The organism is Actinacidiphila sp. bgisy145 (assembly GCF_057708125.1).
The window spans coordinates 213,251-233,713 of the sequence record NZ_JBYIRL010000004.1; the positions used below are offsets into that span (position 1 = coordinate 213,251).

The window sequence follows — 20,463 nt, forward strand, 5'->3', positions numbered from 1 at the left end:
TCTCCATGCAGTTTAGGGGGGCAGTCGTCGCGTAAGTCACACCCGAAGACTGGTTTCGGGACGGATCGTGGCGGGAAAGTGGTCCCTCTTGCGGGTTTGCCCGTCCGCCGGCGGGCCTCCGGCGGCGGGTCCGCGGGCGTGTTCCGCCCGCCTCGCCGCCCACCCCGCCGACCGCCGCGGCGGCGCCGCGTCAACGCTGCTGCGCCGGCTTCCCCGGGAGGGTGACGTGGATGCGGCAGCCCCGCGGGGATTCGGCCACCTCGATCCGCCCGCCGTGCAGGTCCACCGCCCAGCGCGCGATCGCCAGGCCCAGACCGGTGCCGCCGTCCGTGCCCGGATGGGAGCCGCGGTGGAAGCGGTCGAAGACCCGCACCCGGTCCGCCTCTGGGATGCCCGGCCCCTCGTCGCACACCTCCAGGTCCAGGCTGCCGGGCACCGGCCCGCCCCGGGCCCGTACGGTCACCCGGCCGCCGGGCGGGCTGTGCTTCATCGCGTTGTCCACCAGGTTGGCCACCACCTGGTGCAGCCGCTCCCCGTCGGCGTACGCCACCAGCTCCGGCGGCGAGACGTCCAGGTGCAGCGGCACGTCCGCCCGGGCCCGGGTCTGGGCGCCGCCGGACCTGCCGCGGTCCGCGCCCAGGCTCGCCGTCTTCAGCACCGCCGACAGGTACGGCCACACCTCGAACCGCTTGGCGTCCAGCCGCACCGCGCCGCTGTCCAGCCGGGACAGGTCCAGCAGCTGGGTGACCAGCTTGCCCAGCCGCTCGGTCTGCTGGAGGGCCAGCCGCATCGTCTCCGGGTCGGCCGCCGAGACGCCGTCCACCACGTTCTCCAGCACCGCGCGCAGCGCGGCGATCGGCGTGCGCAGCTCGTGCGAGACGTTCGCCACCAGCTCCTTGCGGTGCCGGTCCACGGCGGCCAGGTCGGCCGCCATCCGGTTGAACGTCTCGGCCAGCTCGCCGACCTCGTCGCGGCGCTTGCGGGCCACCCGGCGGCTGTAGTCCCCGCCGGCCATCGCCCGCGCCACCGCCGTCATCTCGCGCAGCGGCGCGGTCAGGTTGGTCGCGACGATCTGCGTGATCAGCAGCGAGGCGATGATCGAGAAGATCGTGATCACCCGCAGCTCGGTCCTGGAGTGGATCGCCAGCGTCACCAGCAGTGTGGTGATCATCACGGAGGCGATCACCAGCGCCTGGAGCGCCGCCTTGATCGAGCGGGTCGGGTCCCAGGGGCGCAGCGCCTCCCACAGCCGGCTCAGCCACGCGCGCACCACGACCCGGGCCGGCCGCCGGTTGCCGCGCGGCGCCCGGCGGCGGGTCCACCACAACGCGCCCAGGGCCCGCGCCGGGTCCCGGGTGCGCGCGGGGTCCCCGATGGGGCCCGGGGTCATGGCGTCGGGTTCTCCAGGGCGTAGCCGACACCGTGCACGGTGCGGATGCGCTCCGCGCCGATCTTCCGGCGCAGTGCCTTGACGTGGCTGTCCACGGTGCGGGTGCCCGACGCGTCGGTCCAGTCCCACACCTCGGCGAGCAGCTGCTCGCGGGAGAGCACCGCCCGCGGCTGGTGGGCCAGGCACACCAGCAGCTCGAACTCCGTCGGCGTCAGGTGCACGTCGCTGCCGCCGACCCGGACCCGGCGCTGGGTGTGGTCGATCTCCAGGTCGCCGAGGTGGATGCTGGCGCCGCGCACGGTGGACGCCGCGTCGGCGGCCCGCTCCACCCGGCGCAGCAGCACATGCACCCGGGCGGCCAGCTCGCGCATCGAGAACGGCTTGGTCATGTAGTCGTCGGCGCCGACGCCGAGCCCGACCAGCATGTCCGTCTCGTCGTCGCGCGCGGTGAGCATCAGCACCGGCACCGGCCGGTCGGCCTGCACCCGGCGGCAGACCTCCAGCCCGTCGTACCCGGGCAGCATCACGTCGAGCACCAGCAGGTCGGGCTGCCAGCTGTGGGCCGCGTCCACCGCGGACGGGCCGTCGCTCGCCGTGCGCACCTGGAACCCCTCCGCCTGGAGGCGGGCCGCGATCGCCTGAACTATCGTCTGGTCGTCCTCGACCACCAGGACACGGCGCTGCGCGCCCGTCGTCTGTGCGCTGTCCACTTCCGCTTCCGCCCCACAAGCTCGTCCGATACCGGCAGCGTACGGGGCGGGCCGCGGCCCTGACTATGACGCCTTCACGCCTTGACGGCTACATGCACCACATCGGGCACCCCGCGCGCGACCGGAACCTCGAGTGTCCGCACCCCGGAGTACCCCGCCCCCGTCAAAGCGGCCTCGAAGGCGGCCGAGGGCTGCGCCGACCACACGGCCAGGACACCGCCGGGGCGGAGCAGCTCCCGGCAGTCGTCAAGCCCGCTGGGACTGTAGAGACTGCCGTTATTGTCGGTGACTGTCCAGTCCGGCCCGTTGTCGATGTCCAGGCAGAGCGCGTCGTAACCGCGTTCGGGGCCCGCGGCGGGCGCGGCTGCGGGGCCGGGCGCGGTGCGCAGGTAGGCCAGCAGGTCCGCCTCGACCAGCCGCACCCGCGGGTCGTCGAGGGCGCCGCCGGTGTGCGCGGCGAAGTGGCCGGCCCGGTGCCAGTCGATCACCGCCCGCTCCCGCTCGACGACGTCGATCCGCGCCCAGCGCGGCTGGGCGGCGGCGTGCGCGAGCGAGAACCCGACGCCGAGCCCGCCGATCAGCACGCTCGCGCCGTCCCGGCCGGGCGGCAGCGCGGCCAGCGCCGCGTCGACCAGCAGCCGCTCCGAGCGGCCGTCGGAGGTGTCCATCAGGAAGGTGCCGTTGGCGATGATCTCCAGGTGCGGGCCCCGCCGCCGCAGCACCGCCTCCCCGTACGGGCCGTCGCGCCGGTCCAGCACCACCGGTTCCTCGGTGTTCGTCGCAGACATGACCTCATTTTGGCGTACCCGGGGGAATTCCATGGCCGCCCGTCGGCCGCCGGGTCACCGGGCGTTCAACTCCCGTACCGGAGGACTTCCGGTGAACTGCGCCCGGCGCTGGTCCGGGCCGCACAGCCGGGGCGTAGGTTCCGCCCCATGCCGATACTCAACAGCCCTGTGGCCAAGCGGCTCCTGCGTCCCGCGACCTCCCTCGTCGACCGCCGTGTGCAGCGTCCGGTGTCGCGGTTGCGCAAGGAGATGGACACCCTGCGGCGGGAGGTGAAGGAGCTGGAGAAGCTGCGGCGCCAGGTCGACGAGCTGCGCGGCCAGGAGTACGCGGTCGGCCTGCTCTTCGACCGGACCGGCCGCAGCGGCCCGCGGCTGCCCACCGCGGCGCAGATCGACCAGCTGGTGGCGCAGGTCGCCGAGACCACCGGCGCGGACCCGAAGGCGGCCCGGCGCAACGTCACGATCGCCTTCCGCAACGTGATCGCGCTGGAGGCGCTGGCGGTGGGCCGGCTGGCCGGCTCGACCCAGAACGTCTGCGGCAAGCTCGCCGCGGTGCCGCTGCTGGACCCGCCCAACGCGCAGGTGCTGGAGATCGGCACGCTGTACGGGCTGTTCTCCGCCACGATGCTGCGGATGCTGCACCGCGCCGGGATCGAGCCCGAGCTGACGGTGGTGGACCCGCTGGTCGGGACCCAGCTCCAGCCCGGCGGGCTGGAGGGCCTCGACCCGACCGGCACCCCGGTACGGCTCGACGTGGTCCGGGCGAACCTCGCGCTCGGCGGCAAGGCGGGGGAGCGGGCCCGGGTCCAGGTCGGGTTCTCCGGCGACCCGGACGTGCGCGCGGCCGTCTCCGACCGCGAGTACGGCGTCATCGTCATCGACGGCGACCACTCCGCCCAGGGCGTCGCCGAGGACCTTCAGTGGGCCGAGCAGATCGCCGCCCCCGGGGCGGTCGTCGTCCTCGACGACTACGGCGACGACAAGTGGGCCGGCGTCCAGCAGGGCGCCGACGCCTACCTCGCCGGCTCCACCCGTTTTGTCCTTCTCGGGCGCGTCTCGACCTCCGCGTTCCTGCGGGCGCGGTAACCCGGACCCCGGAAGGACCCGAGCAAGTCAGGGGCGCGGGGAACTGCGCGACCGGCCACGTACGGCCGCAAGGTCCCGGGCGGACAGGAGGCGCCCCCTTCCGGGGGACGGGGCGCCCTGATCGCTCAGGGCGAACGTGGACCGGGGAACATCGGCGAAGCCCCTTGCATTGAGTGAGGTGTACTCAACTTGCTTGCATAGGGAGCGATCATGGCGTTTGAGCCGAAGAGTTCCAACCTCACCCTCCCCGTACTGCCCCTCGACGGCGAGGTCGTCCTGCCCGGCATGGTCGTACCGCTCGACCTGACGGACACGGAGGTACGGGCCGCGGTGGAAGCCGCACAGGCGGCCCACGCGGGCCGCGGCAGCGGCAAGCCCCGGGTCCTGCTCGTCCCCCGGGTCGACGGCAGGTACGCCGCCGTGGGCACCCTCGGCACGGTCGAACAGGTCGGCCGCCTCTCCGACGGCGACCCCGGCGCCGTCATCAAGGGCCGCTCGCGCGTGCGGATCGGCGCCGGCACGACCGGCCCGGGCGCGGCGCTGTGGGTGGAGGGCACCGTGGTGGAGGAGCCCGCGCCGCAGGAGGCGCCGGGCACCGTCGCGGAGCTGATGAAGGAGTACAAGGCCCTCGCCACGAGCTGGCTGCGCAAGCGCGGCGCCTGGCAGGTCGTCGACCGGGTGCAGCAGATCGACGACGCCGGCCAGCTCGCCGACAACTCCGGCTACTCGCCGTTCCTGAGCGTGGAGCAGCGTGTGGAGCTGCTGGAGACCGCCGACCCGGTGGCCCGGCTGAAGCTCGCCACGCAGTGGCTGCGCGACCACCTCGCCGAGCAGGACGTCGCCGAGACGATCCGTAAGGACGTCCAGGAGGGCATGGAGAAGCAGCAGCGCGAGTTCCTGCTCCGCCAGCAGCTGGAGGCGGTCCGCAAGGAGCTGTCGGAGCTGAACGGAGACCCGGACAACGAAACGGACGACTACCGGGCCCGGGTGGAGTCCGCCGACCTGCCCGAGAAGGTCCGCGAGGCCGCCCTGAAGGAGGTCGAGAAGCTGGAGCGCTCCTCGGACGCCTCCCCGGAGGGCTCGTGGATCCGCACCTGGCTGGACACCGTCCTCGAACTGCCGTGGAACAGCACCACCGAGGACACGTACGACGTGGCGGGCGCGCGGGCCGTGCTGGACGCGGACCACGCGGGTCTGGACGACGTGAAGGAGCGCATCACCGAGTACCTGGCGGTCCGCAAGCGCCGGGCCGACCGCGGCCTCGGTGTGGTCGGCGGGCGCCGCGGCGGCGCGGTGCTGGCGCTGGTCGGGCCGCCCGGGGTCGGCAAGACCTCGCTGGGCGAGTCCGTGGCCCGCGCGATGGGCCGCAAGTTCGTCCGGGTGGCGCTGGGCGGCGTCCGCGACGAGGCGGAGATCCGCGGCCACCGCAGGACGTACGTCGGCGCGCTGCCGGGCCGGATCGTGCGCGCGATCAAGGAGGCCGGGTCGATGAACCCGGTGGTGCTGCTCGACGAGGTCGACAAGGTCGGCTCGGACTACCGGGGCGACCCGGCGGCCGCGCTGCTGGAAGTCCTCGACCCGGCGCAGAACCACACCTTCCGGGACCACTACCTGGAGGTCGAACTCGACCTGTCCGACGTGGTGTTCCTCGCCACCGCCAACGTGCTGGAGGCCATCCCCGAGCCGCTGCTGGACCGGATGGAACTGGTCCGGCTGGACGGCTACACCGAGGACGAGAAGGTCGTCATCGCCCGCGACCACCTGCTGCCCCGGCAGTTGGAGCGCGCGGGTCTGGACGCCGAGGAGGTCGGGCTCGAGGAGGACGCGCTGCGCAGGCTGGCCGGGGAGTACACCCGCGAGGCCGGTGTGCGGAACCTGGAGCGGACCGTCGCGCGGCTGCTGCGGAAGATCGCGGCGCAGCACGAACTGGGCGAGCGCGAGCTGCCGTTCACGGTCGGCGCCGGAGACCTGCGGGCGCTGATCGGGCGGCCGCACCACGTGCCGGAGGCCGCGCAGGACCCGGAGGAGCGGCGTACCGCGGTGCCGGGTGTGGCCACCGGGCTCGCGGTGACCGGCGCCGGGGGCGACGTGCTGTACATCGAGGCGTCGCTCGCGGACCCGGAGACCGGCGGGTCCGGGCTCCAGCTCACCGGCCAGCTCGGCGACGTGATGAAGGAGTCCGCGCAGATCGCGCTCTCCTTCCTGCGCTCGCGCGGGGCGGAACTGGAGCTGCCGGTCGGCGACCTGAAGGACCGCGGCGTACACCTGCACGTCCCGGCCGGGGCGGTGCCGAAGGACGGGCCGAGCGCGGGTGTCACCATGACGACCGCGCTGGCGTCCCTGCTGTCCGGCCGCCGCGTCCGCACCGATGTCGCCATGACCGGTGAGGTGTCCCTGACCGGGCGGGTGCTGCCGATCGGCGGGGTCAAGCAGAAGCTGCTGGCCGCGCACCGGGCCGGGATCACCACCGTGGTGATCCCGAAGCGGAACGAGGCCGACCTCGACGACGTCCCCGCGGAGATCCTCGCGGCCCTCGACGTCCACCCGGTCGGCGACGTCCGCCAGGTGCTCGAGCTGGCGCTCGAGCCGGCGGCCGCGGACACCTCCGCCGAGGAGGTCCCGCTCGCGGCGTGAGCCTCCGCCGTTCCCCGCGCCCCGTGGTGGTGGGCGTCCTTCCGCCGAAGGAGCCGCCACTTCAGGGGCGCGGGGAACGTCCGCGTCCGGGCCGGTGGCCCGGGGCGGTCCCGGTCAGCCCAGGGCGAGCGCCTTGAGGCGGGTGGTGTCGCCGTTGAAGTAGTCCTGGTCACCGGGGAAGGTGCCGCTGTCGGCGTGCTGCCAGAACGTGTAGTAGGTGTAGCCGCCCGGCAGGGTCCCCGCGCTGGTGGAGTACTTCGCGATCCAGAACGGGCTGGTGGTGGCGAAGCCGCTGTTGTTGCCGGTGCAGGTCGACCACCAGTCGTAGGTCGAGTAGATCACCGGGTAGACCCCCTCCTTCGCGTGGTACTCGTTGGCGAAGGCGTGTATCCAGCTGACCATGCTGGCCTGGCTCAGGCCGTAGCAGGTCGCGCCGTAGGGGTTGTACTCGATGTCGAGCGCGCCCGGCAGGGTCTTGCCGTCGGCCGACCAGCCACCGCCGTGCGCGATGAAGTAGTCCGCCTGCGTCGCGCCGCCGGAGGTGTCCGGCGTGGCGAAGTGGTACGACCCGCGGATCATGCCCACGTTGTAGGACCCGTTGTACTGCTGGGTGAAGTACGGGTTGGTGTAGGTGGTGCTCTCGGTCGCCTTGACGTAGGCGAACTTGCCGCCGTTCGCCCAGGCCGTGGTCCAGTTGACGTTGCCCTGGTAGCCGGAGACGTCCATGCCGGGCGTCTGGGTGGCCATCGGGACCGCGGTGTCGGAACCGGAGCCGGTGTCCGAGCCCTCGTGGGCGGGGACGGTGGAGCCCATCCAGTCCAGTTCCGGGTGGGTGAGGTGGCCGGCACTCTTCGCCGTACCGGTCGCAGCCGCCGCATGGGCCGCGCCGGGGACGGTGAACGCCAAGGTGAGCAGCGAAACGATCAGGCCGACGAGGACCGCCAGCCGGGTTCTTGCCGAGCCGGTGCCGTGCACGACGGAGGGAACTCCGTGGGACATGCGTGCCTCCATGAGGGGCAGGTCGGGGGACTCGCAGCGTCATGGTGTGGTCATGACAGATCTGACGGTACGTTGGACGCTACGCGCGTGGAAAGGGGGGCCGGGAACCGCCGTTGGTCTACGCCTGCGAAATACTTGGCGTGCTGCGGAAACCACCGTGGGTGAAGCAAACTTTCAGCCGTTGAAAGCGGGGCTCCTGTGACCGAAGCGAACCGTGCCGCAGGCGAAGCGGGCGGAACGGACGGTGCGGGCGAGCCGCAGCCGGTGCCCGGCGACAGCGTGGCGGGCTCCCTCGAACGGGAGTTGACCGTCCTCTTCCGCCGGGCCCGGGCCGCCTCGGGCGAGGTGGCCCGCGAGGTGCACCCCGGACTGGAGGCCGCCGCGTACGGCCTGCTGGTCCGGCTGGACGAGGCCGAACCCGAGCGGGCCACCGAGCTGGCGGCGTACTTCGGCGTGGGCAAGGCCACGATGAGCCGCCAGCTGCGGGCGATGGAGGAGCTCGGGCTGGTCACCCGCGAGCCCGACCCGGCCGACGGCCGCGCCTACCTGATGCGGCTGACCGACGAGGGCCGGGAGCGCTTCGCCCGGGTGCGGCGCGCCCGCCGCGAGCGCTACCTCGGGCAGCTCGCGGAGTGGGACCCGCGGGACGTCGCCGAACTCGCCCGCCTGCTGCACCGCCTCAACGCGACGCAGGACGGCTGACGCCGACGCGCCTGCACGGCGGCCCGGACCGTGCGGGCCGCCGGGACCGCCGCGGCCGCACCTGACCGCCACGGCTACCGCTGACCGCCGCGGCTACAGCTCCACCAGCACGGCCGTCGCGTCGTCATGCTGCTTGCCGGGCGGCGGCTGCTCCGCCTCCAGCGCCCGCACCCGGGCGAACAGCCGCTCCGGCCCGGACTTGCGCAGCAGCGCGAAGGTGCCCGTCCAGTCGTCGACCGCGTAGTACTCCACCGCGCGCGCGGCGCCGTCGGTCAGCGCGGCCAGCGCCGTGACGTCCGCGCGCGGCAGCCGCCCGGTCACCGCGCGCTCCACCACCGCCGGGTCCGCCGCGGCCGTGAAGAAGCCGCCCTCCCGGTTCCGCAGCGGCGCCAGTCGCAGCCCGGCCGCGCGCAGCCGGTCGATCCGGTCGTCCAGCACCGCCGTCACCACCCCGGCAGTGTCCTCCACCAGCAGCGCCGAGTCCGACAGCACCAGGTACTCCACCGCCTCCGCGTCCCAGCGGGCGGCCACGACCGTGGCCTGCGGCGTCAGCTGGTGAGAAAGATCACAGGTGTCCTGGTGGGCCGCCGCGGTCCGCGCGATCGCCTCCGCGAGGCACTCCGCGAGCGCCGACTCCCGCCGGGCGGACGCCAGTTCGAGCAGCGCGCCGCCCAACCGCGCGGTGAACCACGGCACCGAGTGCACACAGCCGCCGTTGTCCGGCGGGGGCGTAACCCCGTCCAGGACCACCACCACCCCGCCGGCGCCGGACGCCGGAAGCGCCACCGCCGCGAAGTCCTCGTTGGGCACGCCCGCCGTGCCGGGCTCGGTCGCCGTCTCGATCCGCATGCGCCCAGTCTCGCAGCCGGCTGGTCCGGACCACGGCAACGCCCTGCTGTGCGCGGGCATCCTCTCAAAGCGGAACGGCGGGTGCCAGGCCGTGTCCGGCGCGGCGGGCACGGTGCGCATGGTGGCGCCCGTACCCGACTTGTCGGTCAACTCACCGGTGCGATTCACTCGTTCGGGTGTCCGAGGGGGCGACGCCTGGCTCCCCTCCCCGCTGGCCTGCGAGGGTCTGAGGGACTTTGCACGTATCCCGGGGCGACCCCGGGCCCCGCAACCCGTGAATGCGAGCACCGACAGTGCGTGAACGACGTCTCCGACGGCGCGAACGGCGGGTCAGGCAGCGCATGCTCGCCGCCCTGCTGCTCTGCTCGGCCATCGTCCTGGCCGCGGCGGCGCCCGGTGTCGCCCTCGCCACCGGAGACCTGTCGTCCGCCCAGGACCGGGTCGGCGCCGCCCGGCTCGCCACCCGCGCGGCCGCGTTGGCCGCCGACCTCGCCGACGAGCGGGACGACCTGGCCGGGGCCGTCGCGGCCGGCCAGCCCGCCGCGTCCGCCGCCGACCGGCAGCGCACCGACCGCCAACTCGCCGACGTCACCGGCGGCGGCCACCTCTCCGCCGACCTGCGCACCGCGCTCGCCACCCTGCCGGCCGTCCGCAAGGCCGCCCTCGCCGCCGCCACCGCACAGGCCGCCGTCGCCGGCTACCAGCCGCTGATCGACGCGCTCGGACGCGCCATGGGCCCGGTCGGCGCCCCGCTGGCCCGGGCCACCGCGGCCGCCTCGGTCCAGCGCGGCCTGCTCGTCGCCGGGCTGACCGCGAGCGGCACCCAGCGCGCCCTGGTCGCCGCCGCGCAGGCAGCCCGGCTCCAGGAGCAGGCCGCGCTCGCCGAGTTCGACGCCACCGCGCCCGCCGCCCTGCGCAGGACCTACGACCGGACCGTCACCGGCGCCGACACCGCCGAAGCCGACCGCGACCTGGACCAGTTGCTCGGCGGCAGCGAACTGACCTCCGCCGACCGGGAACTGGGCACCGGGAAGGTCGCCGCGGCGCTCACCGCCCGGCTCTCGCTGATGCGCGGCGTCGAGGCGTCCGCCGCCGCCGACGAGGCCGCCACCGCCGCCTCCCACCGCGACCACCAGGTCACCGTCCTCGAACTGCGGGCCGCACTGGCCGCGTTGTGCCTGCTCCTGCTGGCCGCGGTGCTGGTCACGCTCTTCCGCACCCTCACCCGCCCGCTCGCCGCCCTGCACCGCTGGTCGAAGGCCGCCACGGACAGCGGCCAGCAGGCCGAGGCGATCGGCTCCGACGAGTTCGCCGCCGTCGCCCGCCGTATCAACTCCCTCGCCCAGGACGCACGTACATTGCGCGCCCGCGCCGCCGAACTCGACACCGAGCGCGCCGAGGCCGAGGCCGCCCACACCGCGCTCGCCGCCGACCACCGGTCGGCGCTGGCCACCGCCGCCGAACTCGCCCGCACCCGCGACGACCTGCTGCGCTCGCGCGAGGAGCTGGCCGAGCAGCTGAACCAGGCGACCGCGCGCAACGCCACCCAGGTCGTCCAGGTCAACCTGGCACTGCGCACCCTCGGCCTGATCGAGCGCCAACTCACCCTGATCGAGGGCATGGAGGAGCACGAGCAGGAACCCGACCGGCTCGCCACGCTCTTCCGCCTCGACCACCTCGCCACCCGGATGCGCCGCAACAGCGAGAACATGCTGCTGCTCACCGGGACCGAGCACAGCCACGGCGCCACCGCCCGCCCGGTGCCGCTGATCGACGTGGCCCGCGCGGCCATCTCCGAGGTCGAGCGGTACGAACGCGTGCGGGTGCTGACCATGCCCGAGGCCGAGGTGGCCGGCCGCGCCGCCGACGACATCGGCCACCTCATCGCCGAACTCCTCGACAACGCCACCGCGTTCTCCCCGCCCGAGTCCGAAGTGCACCTCAACGGCTGGGTGATGGAGAGCGGCGAGGTGATGGTCGCGGTCGAGGACGCGGGCATCGGGGTGCCCGCCGAGCGGATCGACGGGCTCAACGCGCTGCTGGCCGAACCCGATCCGGCGGCGCCCGGCGCGGCGGCCGGACTCGGCCTGTACGTGGTGGCGCGGCTGGCGCACCGGCACGGAGTGCGGGTCCAGCTGCGGCCGCACGCGAACGGCGGCGCCACGGCGGTCGTGATGCTGCCGCGGCTGCTGGTGCCGAGCGCGGACCCGCTCACCCAGGTGCTGCCCGCCCAGCGCGAGGGGGCGCGCGAAACGGCGTACGGCACGCCCCCGAACGCGCCGGCGCAGACGGCTGCCCGCACGGAGCCCGCGGCCTCCGCGGCCCCCGTGGCTGCCTACGGCCCCGGCGCGGAGTCGCCGGTGCCGGCCTCGGCCGGGCTGCCGTCCGCGGACGCGGCCCGTACGGAGTCCGCGGCCTCCGCTTACGGCCCCGGTGCGGAGTCGCCGGTGCCGGACTCCGCCGGGCTGCCGTCCGCGGAAGTCCCGCTGGGCGTCGGGCCGTTCGCCGTGGAACCGGTGCGGGACGGCGCCCTGCCGCCCCTGGCCGTACCGCTGGTGCCCGCGCAGCCGGCGGCCGTACCGCCGGAGCCGGCGGCGCCCGGGGCGGCCGCAGACGGCGCTCAGGAGGCCGCGGGGGCGGCGCCGGGCGGGCTTCCGCCGCTCGACCGCCGCGTGCGCCCGCAGCCGGCCGAACCGGCGCCCTCGGCGCCTCTGCCCGCGCAGCCCGCCGCCGTATTCGCGGAGAGCGCCGCCGCGCCCGCCGCCCCCGTACCGCGGCCGGCCGAACCGGCGCCCCCCGCGCCTCCGTTGCCCAGTCGGCGGCCGCTCGCCCAGCGCGGGCTGCTGCCCGAGCAGCAGGGCGCGACCGGCCTCGTACCCGCCCACCCCGCGGACGCCCCCGCCGAGTCGCGGGTACGCGTCGAACGCCTGGACGTTCCACCTGCACCGATGCCCCCGGGGGCCGCCCCGGCCGTGCAAGTGCAGCCGCTCGTGGCGGAAACCTTGATCGTTCCGGAGCCCGCCCTGCCGTCGGGCGGGACCGAGGCGGCGCGCGCCCCCCTGGCGCCCGCCGAGCACATGCGCGCCGAGCGCGCGCCGGCGCACTCCCCGGACGCCCCGTCCGCGCCCCCCGGGCTGGACGGGCCGCTGCCGCGCCGGGTCCGGAAGGCCAGCGGGATACGGGCCGCCGCGCAGGACGGCCGGCGCCGCACCGAGCCCCTCGACGCGGAGGGGCTGCGCCGCCAGCTCGCCGGGTTGCAGCGCGGTCTGCGCGACGGCCGCAGGGACGCCGCGCTGGAGACCCGGGGCGCGGCCGACCACGCGGCGCCGCCGCCCGCACCATCAGCCAGCCCGGGAGAAACCGTCGAGGAGGCGACCCGTTGAACGCGGTCCGCACGCACGCCAGTACGCACGCCGGCACCACCAGCACCACCAGCACCCCAGGTACCACCGGCCTCACCGAAGGCTCTGCCCCCAGCGGCCCGACCGGCCCCGGCGGCGCCATCAGCCCCACCATCCCGACCCGCCCGACCAGCACGAACGGCCAGAGCGGCCCCGTAGGCACCGGTGCCCACTCCGGCACCGGCAGCCACCCCGGCGCCCTCAGCCACGACGCCCGCAACCTGCACTGGCTGCTGGCGAACTTCGTCGACGAGGTGCCCGGCGTCCGCTCGGTCGCGGTCGTCTCCTCCGACGGCCTGCTGCTGCTCAGTTCCGAACCCGACCCCGTCGCCCCGCGGCCCGCGGCCGGACCCGCGCGGGTCTCCGACGTCCGGATGGACCTCGCCGCGGTGGTCTCCGGGCTGGCCTCGCTCACCATCGGCGCGGCCCGCCTGATGGACGGCGGCCGGGTGCGGCAGACCACCGTCGCGATGCAGGACGGCATGTTGTTCGTCATGTCCATCAGCGACGGTTCACTCCTTGGCGTGCATGCCTCCGCCGACTGCGACCTGAGCGTCATCGCCTACCACATGGCCCTGTTCGTCGGCCGGGCCGGCCATGTGCTGACCCCGGCGCTGCGCGGTGAGTTGCGGCAGGTCATGGCGGGCGAAAGGTGAGCCGGCCGCCCGGTCCGACCGGCTCCGCCGGCCCGCCGACGGGTCGTCGGCCGACCGCCGCCACCGGGGTGCCCAGGCAGCGCGACAGCGACCGCCGGACCTCCCGGGTGCGGCCCTACGCGCTCACCCGCGGGCGGACCGGAGCCGGGCAGGTGCTGCTGGTCGAGACTTTCGTGGCTACGATCGAGCGACCGGACGAACAGCCCGCCCTCACAAGGGGCGACTGGGCGGAGCGGGTGATGCCGGAGTTGCGCGCGATCGTCGAACTGTGCCGCATGCTGCGGTCGGTGGCCGAGATCTCCGCGCTCCTGCGGATACCGCTCGGCGTCGTCCGGGTCCTGATCAGCGACCTGGCCGACCAGGGAAGAATTCGCGTGTACGGCACCGGGTACGGTCCCGGCGGGCCCGACCGCGCGCTGCTCGAAAGGGTGCTCAGTGGACTTCGCAGGCTTTGACCAGCAGGAGGGCTTGCGGGACTGGCAGACCACGCGCGAACGCGCACCGGTCTCCACGAAGATCGTCGTCGCCGGCGGGTTCGGCGTGGGCAAGACCACGTTCGTCGGCGCCGTGTCGGAGATCACCCCGCTGACGACCGAGTCCGTCATGACCCAGGCCAGTGAGGCGCTGGACGACCTGGCGGCGACTCCGGAGAAGACCACCACCACGGTCGCCATGGACTTCGGGCGGATCACGCTCGACAAGGACCTGGTGCTCTACGTGTTCGGCACGCCGGGCCAGCAGCGGTTCTGGTTCATGTGGGACGACCTGGTGCGCGGCGCGATAGGGGCCGTGGTGCTCGCCGACACCCGCCGGCTGGCGGACTGCTTCCCGGCGCTGGACTACTTCGAGAGCACCGGCCTGCCGTACACCGTGGCGGTCAACCAGTTCGAGGGCACCGCGGCCTACGGTCCGGACGACGTACGCGACGCCCTCGCCGTCCCGCACCACATCCCGGTCCTGGTCATCGACGCCCGCGAGCGGCGGTCCGTGGTCGACGCGCTGCTCGCGCTGGTGACGCACGCGATGGCCGAGGCACCGCTGTGACCTGACGAACGGGGAGGCGAACCGCCATCCGCAGCGTGCTCATCGTCGGAGCCGGCCAGGCCGGTCTCCAACTCGCCCTGGGCCTCCAGGCGCGGGGCTACGGCGTGACCGTCATGACCCACCGCACCGCGGACGAGATACGCACCGGCCGGGTGCTGTCCACGCAGGTCATGTTCGCCGGCGCGCTCGCCCACGAGCGGCGGCTCGGCATCGACTTCTGGCGGCAACAGGCCCCGGACATCACGGACTTGGGCGTGTCGGTGACGGCGCCCGACGGCACCCGCGCGGTCGACTGGCTCGGCCGGCTCGAGGGGGCCGCGCAGTCGGTGGACCAGCGGGTGAAGATGGCGGGCTGGCTGGAGACGTTCGCCGAGCGCGGCGGCAAGGTGGTCGTGCACGCCGCCGCCGTCTCCGACCTGGACTACTTCTCCCGCGCCTACGACCTGGTGCTGGTCGCCGCGGGCCGGGGCGAGCCGGCGGCGATGTTCGGGCGGGACCCGGACCGCTCCCCGTACCGAGCCCCGCAGCGCGCGCTGGCGGTCTGCTACGTGCACGGGCTGCGGCCGCGCCCCGAGCACCCGGACACACGGGCGCTGCACTGCAACCTCGTGCCGAGCGTCGGCGAGTTCTTCGCGATCCCCGCCCTGACCACGTCCGGGCCCTGCGACATCCTCTTCTGGGAGGCGCTCCCCGGCGGCCCCGCGGACGTCTTCACCGGCGTCCGGGACCCCCGGCAGCACCTGCGGCTCACCCTCGACCTCATGCGGCGCCACGTCCCCTGGGAGCACGCCCGCGCCTCGGAGGTCGAACTCACCGACGTGGGCGGCACGTTGACCGGCCGCGTCACCCCGGTCGTACGCCACCCCGTCGCTGAACTGCCCTCCGGTGGACTGGTGCTGGGCGTCGGGGACGTCGTCGTCGCCAACGACCCCGTCACCGGGCAGGGGGCGAACAACGCCGCCCGGTGCGCGGCGGTCCACCTGGAGCGGATCATCGCGCACGGGGACCGCCCGTTCGACCGCGCCTGGATGCAGGGCACCTTCGACCGGTACTGGGCGCTGGCCGCGCCGGCCACCAGGTGGACCCACGCGATGCTGGCGCCGCCGCCGGACCACGTCCTCGAGCTGCTCCGCGCGGCGGGTGAACTCCAGCCGGTCGCGGACCGGTTCGCGGGCGGGTTCGACGAACCGGCGGACTTCGAGGGGTGGTTCTACGACGCGGCGTCGGCGCGGGCGTATCTCGCGCGGGTGCGCGAGGCGGCGGAGACGGGCACGGCGGGCGAGGCGCGCGGGGCGGGCAAGGCGGGCGGGGCTCCCGCGGCCGGCTGAGCCCGGCGGCTACTCGTCCTCGGCCTTGCCCTTGGCGCCGGACTTCGTGGACTTGGCGGACTTCGTGGACTTCTTGGATTTCGTGGGCTTCGCCGGGGCCTTCGTCTCCGCGGCGATCGGCAGCGGCTGCTCGGCGTTCTTCGGGATGGACCGCGGTGTGTAGTCGCTGATCGGCTGCTCGCCGAGGTCGGGGCGGACCGCGCCGAGGATCGGGTTCGCCGCGATCGGCGAGACCTTGACGTAGGACCCGGGGCGCGGCGCCTGGATGACCAGCCCGTCGCCGATGTAGAGCGCGACATGGGTGGCGCCCTTGAAGTAGATCACCAGGTCGCCCGGGCGCAGCAACTCCAGCGGCACGTGCGGGAGCTGGGCCCACTGCTGCTGGCTGGTGCGGGGGATGGTGGTGCCCGCGTGGGCCCACGCCTGCGAGGTGAGCCCGGAGCAGTCGAACGAGTCCGGCCCCTGCGCGCCCCACACGTAGGGCTTGCCGAGCTGGTCGAAGGCGTAGCCGATCGCGCGGTCGCCGGCCTTCGAGGGGGCCCGCAGCGCCGGGTCGCCGCCCAGCGCCTTGGAGTCCATGAAGCGCTGCTGGGCCTGGTCGGTGTCGGCCTGCTCCAGCTTCTGCAACTCGGCGATCTGCACCCCGGTCAGTCCGGAGAGCATCCCCTCGACCTGCTTGAGGTGCTTCTGGACGTCCTTCTGCTTCGCCCCGGCGACAGTCTGCGCCTGCTCGGCGGTGTCGAGCGCCTTCTGCGCCTGCGTGTTGAGCGTCTTCAGCCGCGCCTCGCCGGAGGTGAGCCGCCCGAGCACGCTGCGCTGCTGCTGGGCCATCTGCCCCAGGACGTGCCGCTGCCCGAAGAAGTCCTGCGGACTCTGCCCGCTGAGCAGCGACAGGTAGGGCGACACGCCCCCGTTGCGGTACATCTGGGTGGCCATCAGCCCGAGCTGCGCCCGGCTGGCGGCGACCGCGGCCTTCTGGTTGGCGAGCTGCTTGTCCACCTTGCGGGCCGCGGTCCGCTTCTGGTCGGCGGTCTCCTTGGCCTGGTTGTAGGCCTCGGTGGCCGTCTCGGTCTGCTGGTAGTAGGTCTGGAGCTGGGTCAGCAGGGTCGACAGCGGGACCTGGTCGGCCGGCGGGTCGTACGGCTGCGCGGACGCCTGCTGGGCGGCGGGCAGGGACAGCGCCGCCGCGGCGAGCAGTGCGCCGCACACCACGGCCGAGCGGAACCACGAGCTGGGCTGACGGGCCACTGACATTCCCTCATCTCCCCATGACCGGCGGGTAACAAGCAGCGACGGTAGCCAATCATGGATTGTCATATCTTCGACAGAGGTAGTGGCTGAATCTCCGCGGAACGGTCATCCGCCGTCCGCCATCCGCATGGCCCGGCGGGCGCCGGTGGCGGCGGGCGGTGGGGCGGCGGCGCGCGCGGGGCGGTCCGGGGCCACTTGCGGCCCACTGTGCCATCATCCGTCACCGCCGCCGGCCCTGCCACCGCCTTCCGCGGGCCGATTGCCGCCGTTTGCCGCCCGGTTGCCGCCGGATCGGCCGAATATCACGCGAGGTACCGCGCGGCGCCGTTCCCCGAACGGCGCCGCGCCTTCCGCGGGGTGTCAGCCGAAGTAGTTGTCGAAGTTGTGGCTGAACGCCCATCCGCTGAAGCCGTCCCAGTTGATCGACCACGTCATCAGGCCGCGCAGCCCGGGCCAGGTGCCGTGGGTGGTGTACGACCCGCAGTTCGTCTTCTTCGTCAGGCAGTCCAGCGCCTGGTCCACCTGATCGGGTGAGGTGTAGCCGTTGCCCGCGTTGACGGAGGCGGGCAGGCCGATGCCGACCTGCGAGGGGTCGAGCGCCGGGAACATGTTCGAGGTGTTGCCGGCCACCGGGAAGCCGGTGAGCAGCATGTCCGTCATCGCGATGTGGAAGTCCGCCCCGCCCATCGTGTGGTACTGGTTGTCCAGGCCCATGATCGGACCGGAGTTGTAGTCCTGGACGGTGAGCAGGGTCAGGTCGTCGCGCAGCGCGTAGATCACCGGCAGGTACGCCCCGCACCGCGGGTCCTGGCCGTTGAACGGGCCCGAGCCGTAGTACTGGTACCCCATCTGGACGAAGAACGTCTCCGGCGCCATGGTCAGCACGAACTTGTCGCCGTACTTCGCCTTGAGCGACTTGACGGCCGAGATCAGGTTGACGATGGCCGGGGTGGTCGGGTTCTTGAAGTCGGTGTCGCCGGCGTTCAGCGAGAGCGACTGGTTCTCGAAGTCGATGTCGATGCCGTCCAGGCCCCACTGGTCGATGATGCCGCTGACCGAGGAGACGAACGCGTCGCGCGCCGCGGTGGTCGTCAGCTGGACCTCGCCGCCCGCGCCGCCGATCGACAGCAGCACCTTCTTGCCCGCGGCCCGCTTCGCCGCGATGGCCGCCTTGAAGTCCGCGTCGGACTCCACCGACGGGCACTCGCTGACCGAGCAGCGGGTGAAGTGGATCTGCCCGGAGGTGGGGGAGTCGGTCTCGCCGAACGCGAGGTCGATGATGTCCCAGTCGTCGGGGACGTCGGCGAGCTTGGTGTAGCCGGAGCCGTTGGCGAACGTCTCGTGCAGGTAGCCGACGAGCGCGTGGGTGGGCAGGTCCGAGGACGGCGGGGAGGCGGGCGTCGTGGGCGGAGTCGTCGGGGGAGTCGTGGGGGGTGTCGTCGGCGGCGTGGTGGGCGGCGTGGTGGTGCCGCCGCTGCCCGGGCCCTGGAGCGAGATGTCGTCGGCGAGGTAGGCGGGCTGGCCGTACCAGCCGTGCACGTAGATCTTCGCGCTGGTCTGGGTCGCGCCGGTGGTGAAGGACACGCTCAGGGGCGCGTAGCCGGAGCCGGTGTCCGCGGTCCATGTGGAGGTGCCGCCGTCCACGCCGAGGTAGACGTACGACCCGTCCACCTGGGCGGTCAGCGTGTACGCGGTGTTCGGGGCGACGGTGACGGTCTGCGCGCACTGGCCGGTGGTGCTCGCCGACGGCGCGGCCTTCAGCGCGTAACTGCCGCTGTGCGCCGAGCCGCTGACGACCTGGGCGCCCGCGTCGCAGGTCCAGCCGTTCAGCGAGCCGGCCTCGAAGCCGCCGTTGCTCAGGAACTCGCCGGCGCTCGCCGACGGGGCGAGGGCGACCATGCCGCCGACGGCGAGGGCGCCCGCGAGGGCGGTGGCGGCGGCGGCCAGGGCGCGTCTGCGGGCGGGGGAGGGCCCGTGCGGGCCGGGCGGAGTGGGGGTGGGGGTGGGCATGGGGGGATGCTCCTTCGGCGAGGAGTGCTCATGTCACCAGGCAGCAAACAGGTCCAGACCAATACGCGTCAATGGTCCGGACCAAGATTGGCCGCATGCCGGCACCCGTCGTTCACCCCCGCGCCGGCTCGACGCCCGTACCGGTGCGACGGCCCTACGGTTCAACGCCCCTACGGCTCAACGCCGCTTCGACCACGGCCACCTGGGGCGGTCCGGGTGCGGGCTGCCGTCCGGGTCGTACACGAACACCCAGCGGGTGCGGTCGCGCCCGCCGCGCTCCCGGTGGTAGACGTGCACCTGCTCCGGGCCGCCCTCGGGCGCGGGCACCGGCACCCGGTAGTCCAGCGGGGGCTGCCCCGTCATCCCCACCATCACCTCCAGCACCCGGCCGTCCAGCGGCCCACCGACGAACTCGGTCTTCTCGTGTCGCACACCGCCCAGGCTCCCACGCCCACGCGACCGGATGCGGCCGCGACCCCGGCGAGGCGAGGTGGTTACGCTTCCGGTATGACCAGCAGCGCGGTGCCCGCCTACCGCAGGATGAGCGTCGAGCAGCGCCGGGAGCAGCTGCTGGCCGCGGCGCTCGACCTCTTCGGGCACCGCCGCCCCGAGGACGTCTCCGTCGAGGACGTGGCCGCCGCCGCGGGTGTCTCCCGCCCCCTCGTCTACCGCTACTTCCCCGGCGGCAAGCAGCAGCTCTACGAATCCGCCGTGCTCGGCGCCGCCGAGGAACTCGTCGGCCTCTTCGGCGTCCCCGCCGAGGGCCCGCCCACCCAGCGCCTCGCCGACGCCCTCGACGGCTACCTCGGCTACGTCGACGAGCACGACGCCGCGTACGGCGCGCTGCTGCGCGGCGGCGGGGTCGTGGGCACCAGCCGTACCGAGGCCATCATCGAGGGGGTCCGCAGCGGCGCCGCCGCCCAGGTCCTGCACCACCTCGGCGTGGCCGAACCCGGGCCCCGCCTGACCATGATGGTCCGCTCCTGGATCGCCTCCGTCGAGACGGTCTCCCTCCTCTGGCTCGACAACGGCAAGCAGCCGCCCCTGCCCGAACTCCGCGCCTGGCTGGTCGACCACTTCACCGCGCTCCTCCTCGCGACCGCCCTCACCGACCCCGAAGCCGCCGAAGCCGCGGCCCGCGCCCTCTCCCAGGAAACCCCCACCAGCCCCGGCCGCCTCCTCCTCACCAACATCACCACCCTCTTCCCGTAGGGCGCGAGCGACGGGCGTGAAGCCGGGGGCCGCCGGGCGCGGGGGCGTAGAGGGCGCCGCGGACCCCGGCGGGGCGGAAGGTGCGGACGCGCAACGCGACCTGACGGGTGCGCAGATGGGGGCAGGCCCGCACGGAGAGGTGGGCGCAGGGGCGGCAGACCGGCGGGTGCGCGGTGGTCTCGCCCCCGGGCGCCAGGTCCCACGGGTCGGCGTCGACCAGCCACAGCACGCCCTCGGACGCACGGTCCGCGGCGACCCCGCAGATCTGGCAGCGCAGCTCCGTCATGCACAGCCGCTGCCGCAGACTGTGCACCGCCCCGAACCGCGGTACGCCCTGCCGGCCGCCGTGCTTGCCCTTGCGGGCTGGGAGTCGAGTTCCTGCCCGAGGGTCGAGCATCTCGCG

Annotated in this window: 18 protein-coding genes; 9 read left to right on the forward strand and 9 right to left on the reverse strand. The window is 74.0% G+C overall.

The genetic code is table 11. The features are described from left to right. Window positions 1-190: 190 nt before the first annotated feature. From AC3ERT_RS05905 to AC3ERT_RS05915, 3 genes are all read right to left on the reverse strand, one after another. Complete coding sequence (locus AC3ERT_RS05905) at window positions 191-1,390, reverse strand: HAMP domain-containing sensor histidine kinase (protein ID WP_335977211.1); 1,200 nt, start codon at window positions 1,388-1,390, stop codon at window positions 191-193. Then, window positions 1,387-2,100 (reverse strand): response regulator transcription factor, encoded by a 714-nt coding sequence (locus AC3ERT_RS05910; RefSeq protein WP_335977209.1) that lies wholly within the window; start codon window positions 2,098-2,100, stop codon window positions 1,387-1,389. Before AC3ERT_RS05910 ends, AC3ERT_RS05905 begins: the two co-directional genes overlap by 4 nt. 74 nt (window positions 2,101-2,174) lie before the next feature. Continuing rightward, window positions 2,175-2,888, reverse strand: coding sequence for a spermidine synthase family protein (locus AC3ERT_RS05915; RefSeq protein WP_335977207.1), 714 nt, complete (start codon window positions 2,886-2,888; stop codon window positions 2,175-2,177). 147 nt (window positions 2,889-3,035) lie between these two features. Here AC3ERT_RS05915 and AC3ERT_RS05920 point away from each other — a divergent pair, with 147 nt between their 5' ends. Together AC3ERT_RS05920 and lon are read left to right on the forward strand one after the other, a co-directional pair. Further along, window positions 3,036-3,974, forward strand: coding sequence for a class I SAM-dependent methyltransferase (locus AC3ERT_RS05920; protein WP_335977205.1), 939 nt, complete (start codon window positions 3,036-3,038; stop codon window positions 3,972-3,974). A 210-nt stretch (window positions 3,975-4,184) separates the two neighbouring features. Beyond that, a complete protein-coding gene (gene lon, locus AC3ERT_RS05925; RefSeq protein ID WP_335977203.1) occupies window positions 4,185-6,608 on the forward strand; it encodes an endopeptidase La in 2,424 nt (807 codons plus the stop codon). A gap of 114 nt (window positions 6,609-6,722) precedes the next feature. Here lon and AC3ERT_RS05930 read toward each other — a convergent pair whose 3' ends face one another. Next, a complete protein-coding gene (locus AC3ERT_RS05930; RefSeq protein WP_435173015.1) occupies window positions 6,723-7,607 on the reverse strand; it encodes a lysozyme in 885 nt (294 codons plus the stop codon). Window positions 7,608-7,805: 198 nt separating this feature from the next. Between AC3ERT_RS05930 and AC3ERT_RS05935 the strand changes: the two genes are divergently transcribed. Then, window positions 7,806-8,309, forward strand: coding sequence for a MarR family winged helix-turn-helix transcriptional regulator (locus tag AC3ERT_RS05935; RefSeq protein ID WP_435173017.1), 504 nt, complete (start codon window positions 7,806-7,808; stop codon window positions 8,307-8,309). Between the two features lie 93 nt (window positions 8,310-8,402). On the opposite strand, the gene AC3ERT_RS05940 is transcribed toward AC3ERT_RS05935, so the two are convergent. Then, the gene (locus AC3ERT_RS05940) at window positions 8,403-9,158 is read right to left on the reverse strand and encodes a protein phosphatase 2C domain-containing protein (RefSeq protein WP_435173019.1); all 756 of its coding nucleotides are present in this window, start codon (window positions 9,156-9,158) and stop codon (window positions 8,403-8,405) included. Between the two features lie 341 nt (window positions 9,159-9,499). Between AC3ERT_RS05940 and AC3ERT_RS05945 the strand changes: the two genes are divergently transcribed. The 5 genes from AC3ERT_RS05945 to AC3ERT_RS05965 all read left to right on the forward strand — a co-directional run bounded on the left by AC3ERT_RS05945 (window position 9,500) and on the right by AC3ERT_RS05965 (window position 15,587). Beyond that, on the forward strand, window positions 9,500-12,541 hold the full coding sequence (locus AC3ERT_RS05945; protein ID WP_435173020.1) for a nitrate- and nitrite sensing domain-containing protein: 3,042 nt from the start codon (window positions 9,500-9,502) through the stop codon (window positions 12,539-12,541). A 239-nt stretch (window positions 12,542-12,780) separates the two neighbouring features. Continuing rightward, window positions 12,781-13,215: a roadblock/LC7 domain-containing protein gene (locus AC3ERT_RS05950; protein ID WP_335977572.1), complete on the forward strand. Its 435-nt coding sequence runs from the start codon at window positions 12,781-12,783 to the stop codon at window positions 13,213-13,215. Next, window positions 13,212-13,670 carry a DUF742 domain-containing protein gene (locus tag AC3ERT_RS05955; protein WP_435173022.1) on the forward strand — a complete coding sequence of 153 codons (459 nt, stop codon included), beginning with the start codon at window positions 13,212-13,214 and terminating at the stop codon, window positions 13,668-13,670. Before AC3ERT_RS05950 ends, AC3ERT_RS05955 begins: the two co-directional genes overlap by 4 nt. Next, complete coding sequence (locus AC3ERT_RS05960) at window positions 13,651-14,259, forward strand: GTP-binding protein (RefSeq protein ID WP_335977197.1); 609 nt, start codon at window positions 13,651-13,653, stop codon at window positions 14,257-14,259. The genes AC3ERT_RS05955 and AC3ERT_RS05960 overlap by 20 nt, the downstream gene beginning before the upstream one ends. Window positions 14,260-14,285: 26 nt before the next feature. Further along, the gene (locus AC3ERT_RS05965; RefSeq protein WP_435173093.1) at window positions 14,286-15,587 is read left to right on the forward strand and encodes a styrene monooxygenase/indole monooxygenase family protein; all 1,302 of its coding nucleotides are present in this window, start codon (window positions 14,286-14,288) and stop codon (window positions 15,585-15,587) included. Between the two features lie 9 nt (window positions 15,588-15,596). Here AC3ERT_RS05965 and AC3ERT_RS05970 read toward each other — a convergent pair whose 3' ends face one another. The 3 genes from AC3ERT_RS05970 to AC3ERT_RS05980 form a co-directional block, all read right to left on the reverse strand. Further along, the gene (locus AC3ERT_RS05970) at window positions 15,597-16,841 is read right to left on the reverse strand and encodes a C40 family peptidase (protein ID WP_435173024.1); all 1,245 of its coding nucleotides are present in this window, start codon (window positions 16,839-16,841) and stop codon (window positions 15,597-15,599) included. A 357-nt stretch (window positions 16,842-17,198) separates the two neighbouring features. Beyond that, the gene (locus tag AC3ERT_RS05975; protein WP_435173095.1) at window positions 17,199-18,737 is read right to left on the reverse strand and encodes a chitinase; all 1,539 of its coding nucleotides are present in this window, start codon (window positions 18,735-18,737) and stop codon (window positions 17,199-17,201) included. Between the two features lie 288 nt (window positions 18,738-19,025). Beyond that, a complete protein-coding gene (locus AC3ERT_RS05980; protein ID WP_335977193.1) occupies window positions 19,026-19,280 on the reverse strand; it encodes a hypothetical protein in 255 nt (84 codons plus the stop codon). A 75-nt stretch (window positions 19,281-19,355) separates the two neighbouring features. Between AC3ERT_RS05980 and AC3ERT_RS05985 the strand changes: the two genes are divergently transcribed. Then, on the forward strand, window positions 19,356-20,060 hold the full coding sequence (locus AC3ERT_RS05985) for a TetR/AcrR family transcriptional regulator (RefSeq protein WP_335977192.1): 705 nt from the start codon (window positions 19,356-19,358) through the stop codon (window positions 20,058-20,060). On the opposite strand, the gene AC3ERT_RS05990 is transcribed toward AC3ERT_RS05985, so the two are convergent. Beyond that, window positions 20,041-20,457 carry a hypothetical protein gene (locus AC3ERT_RS05990; RefSeq protein ID WP_435173026.1) on the reverse strand — a complete coding sequence of 139 codons (417 nt, stop codon included), beginning with the start codon at window positions 20,455-20,457 and terminating at the stop codon, window positions 20,041-20,043. The genes AC3ERT_RS05985 and AC3ERT_RS05990 overlap by 20 nt on opposite strands. Window positions 20,458-20,463: the final 6 nt, after the last annotated feature.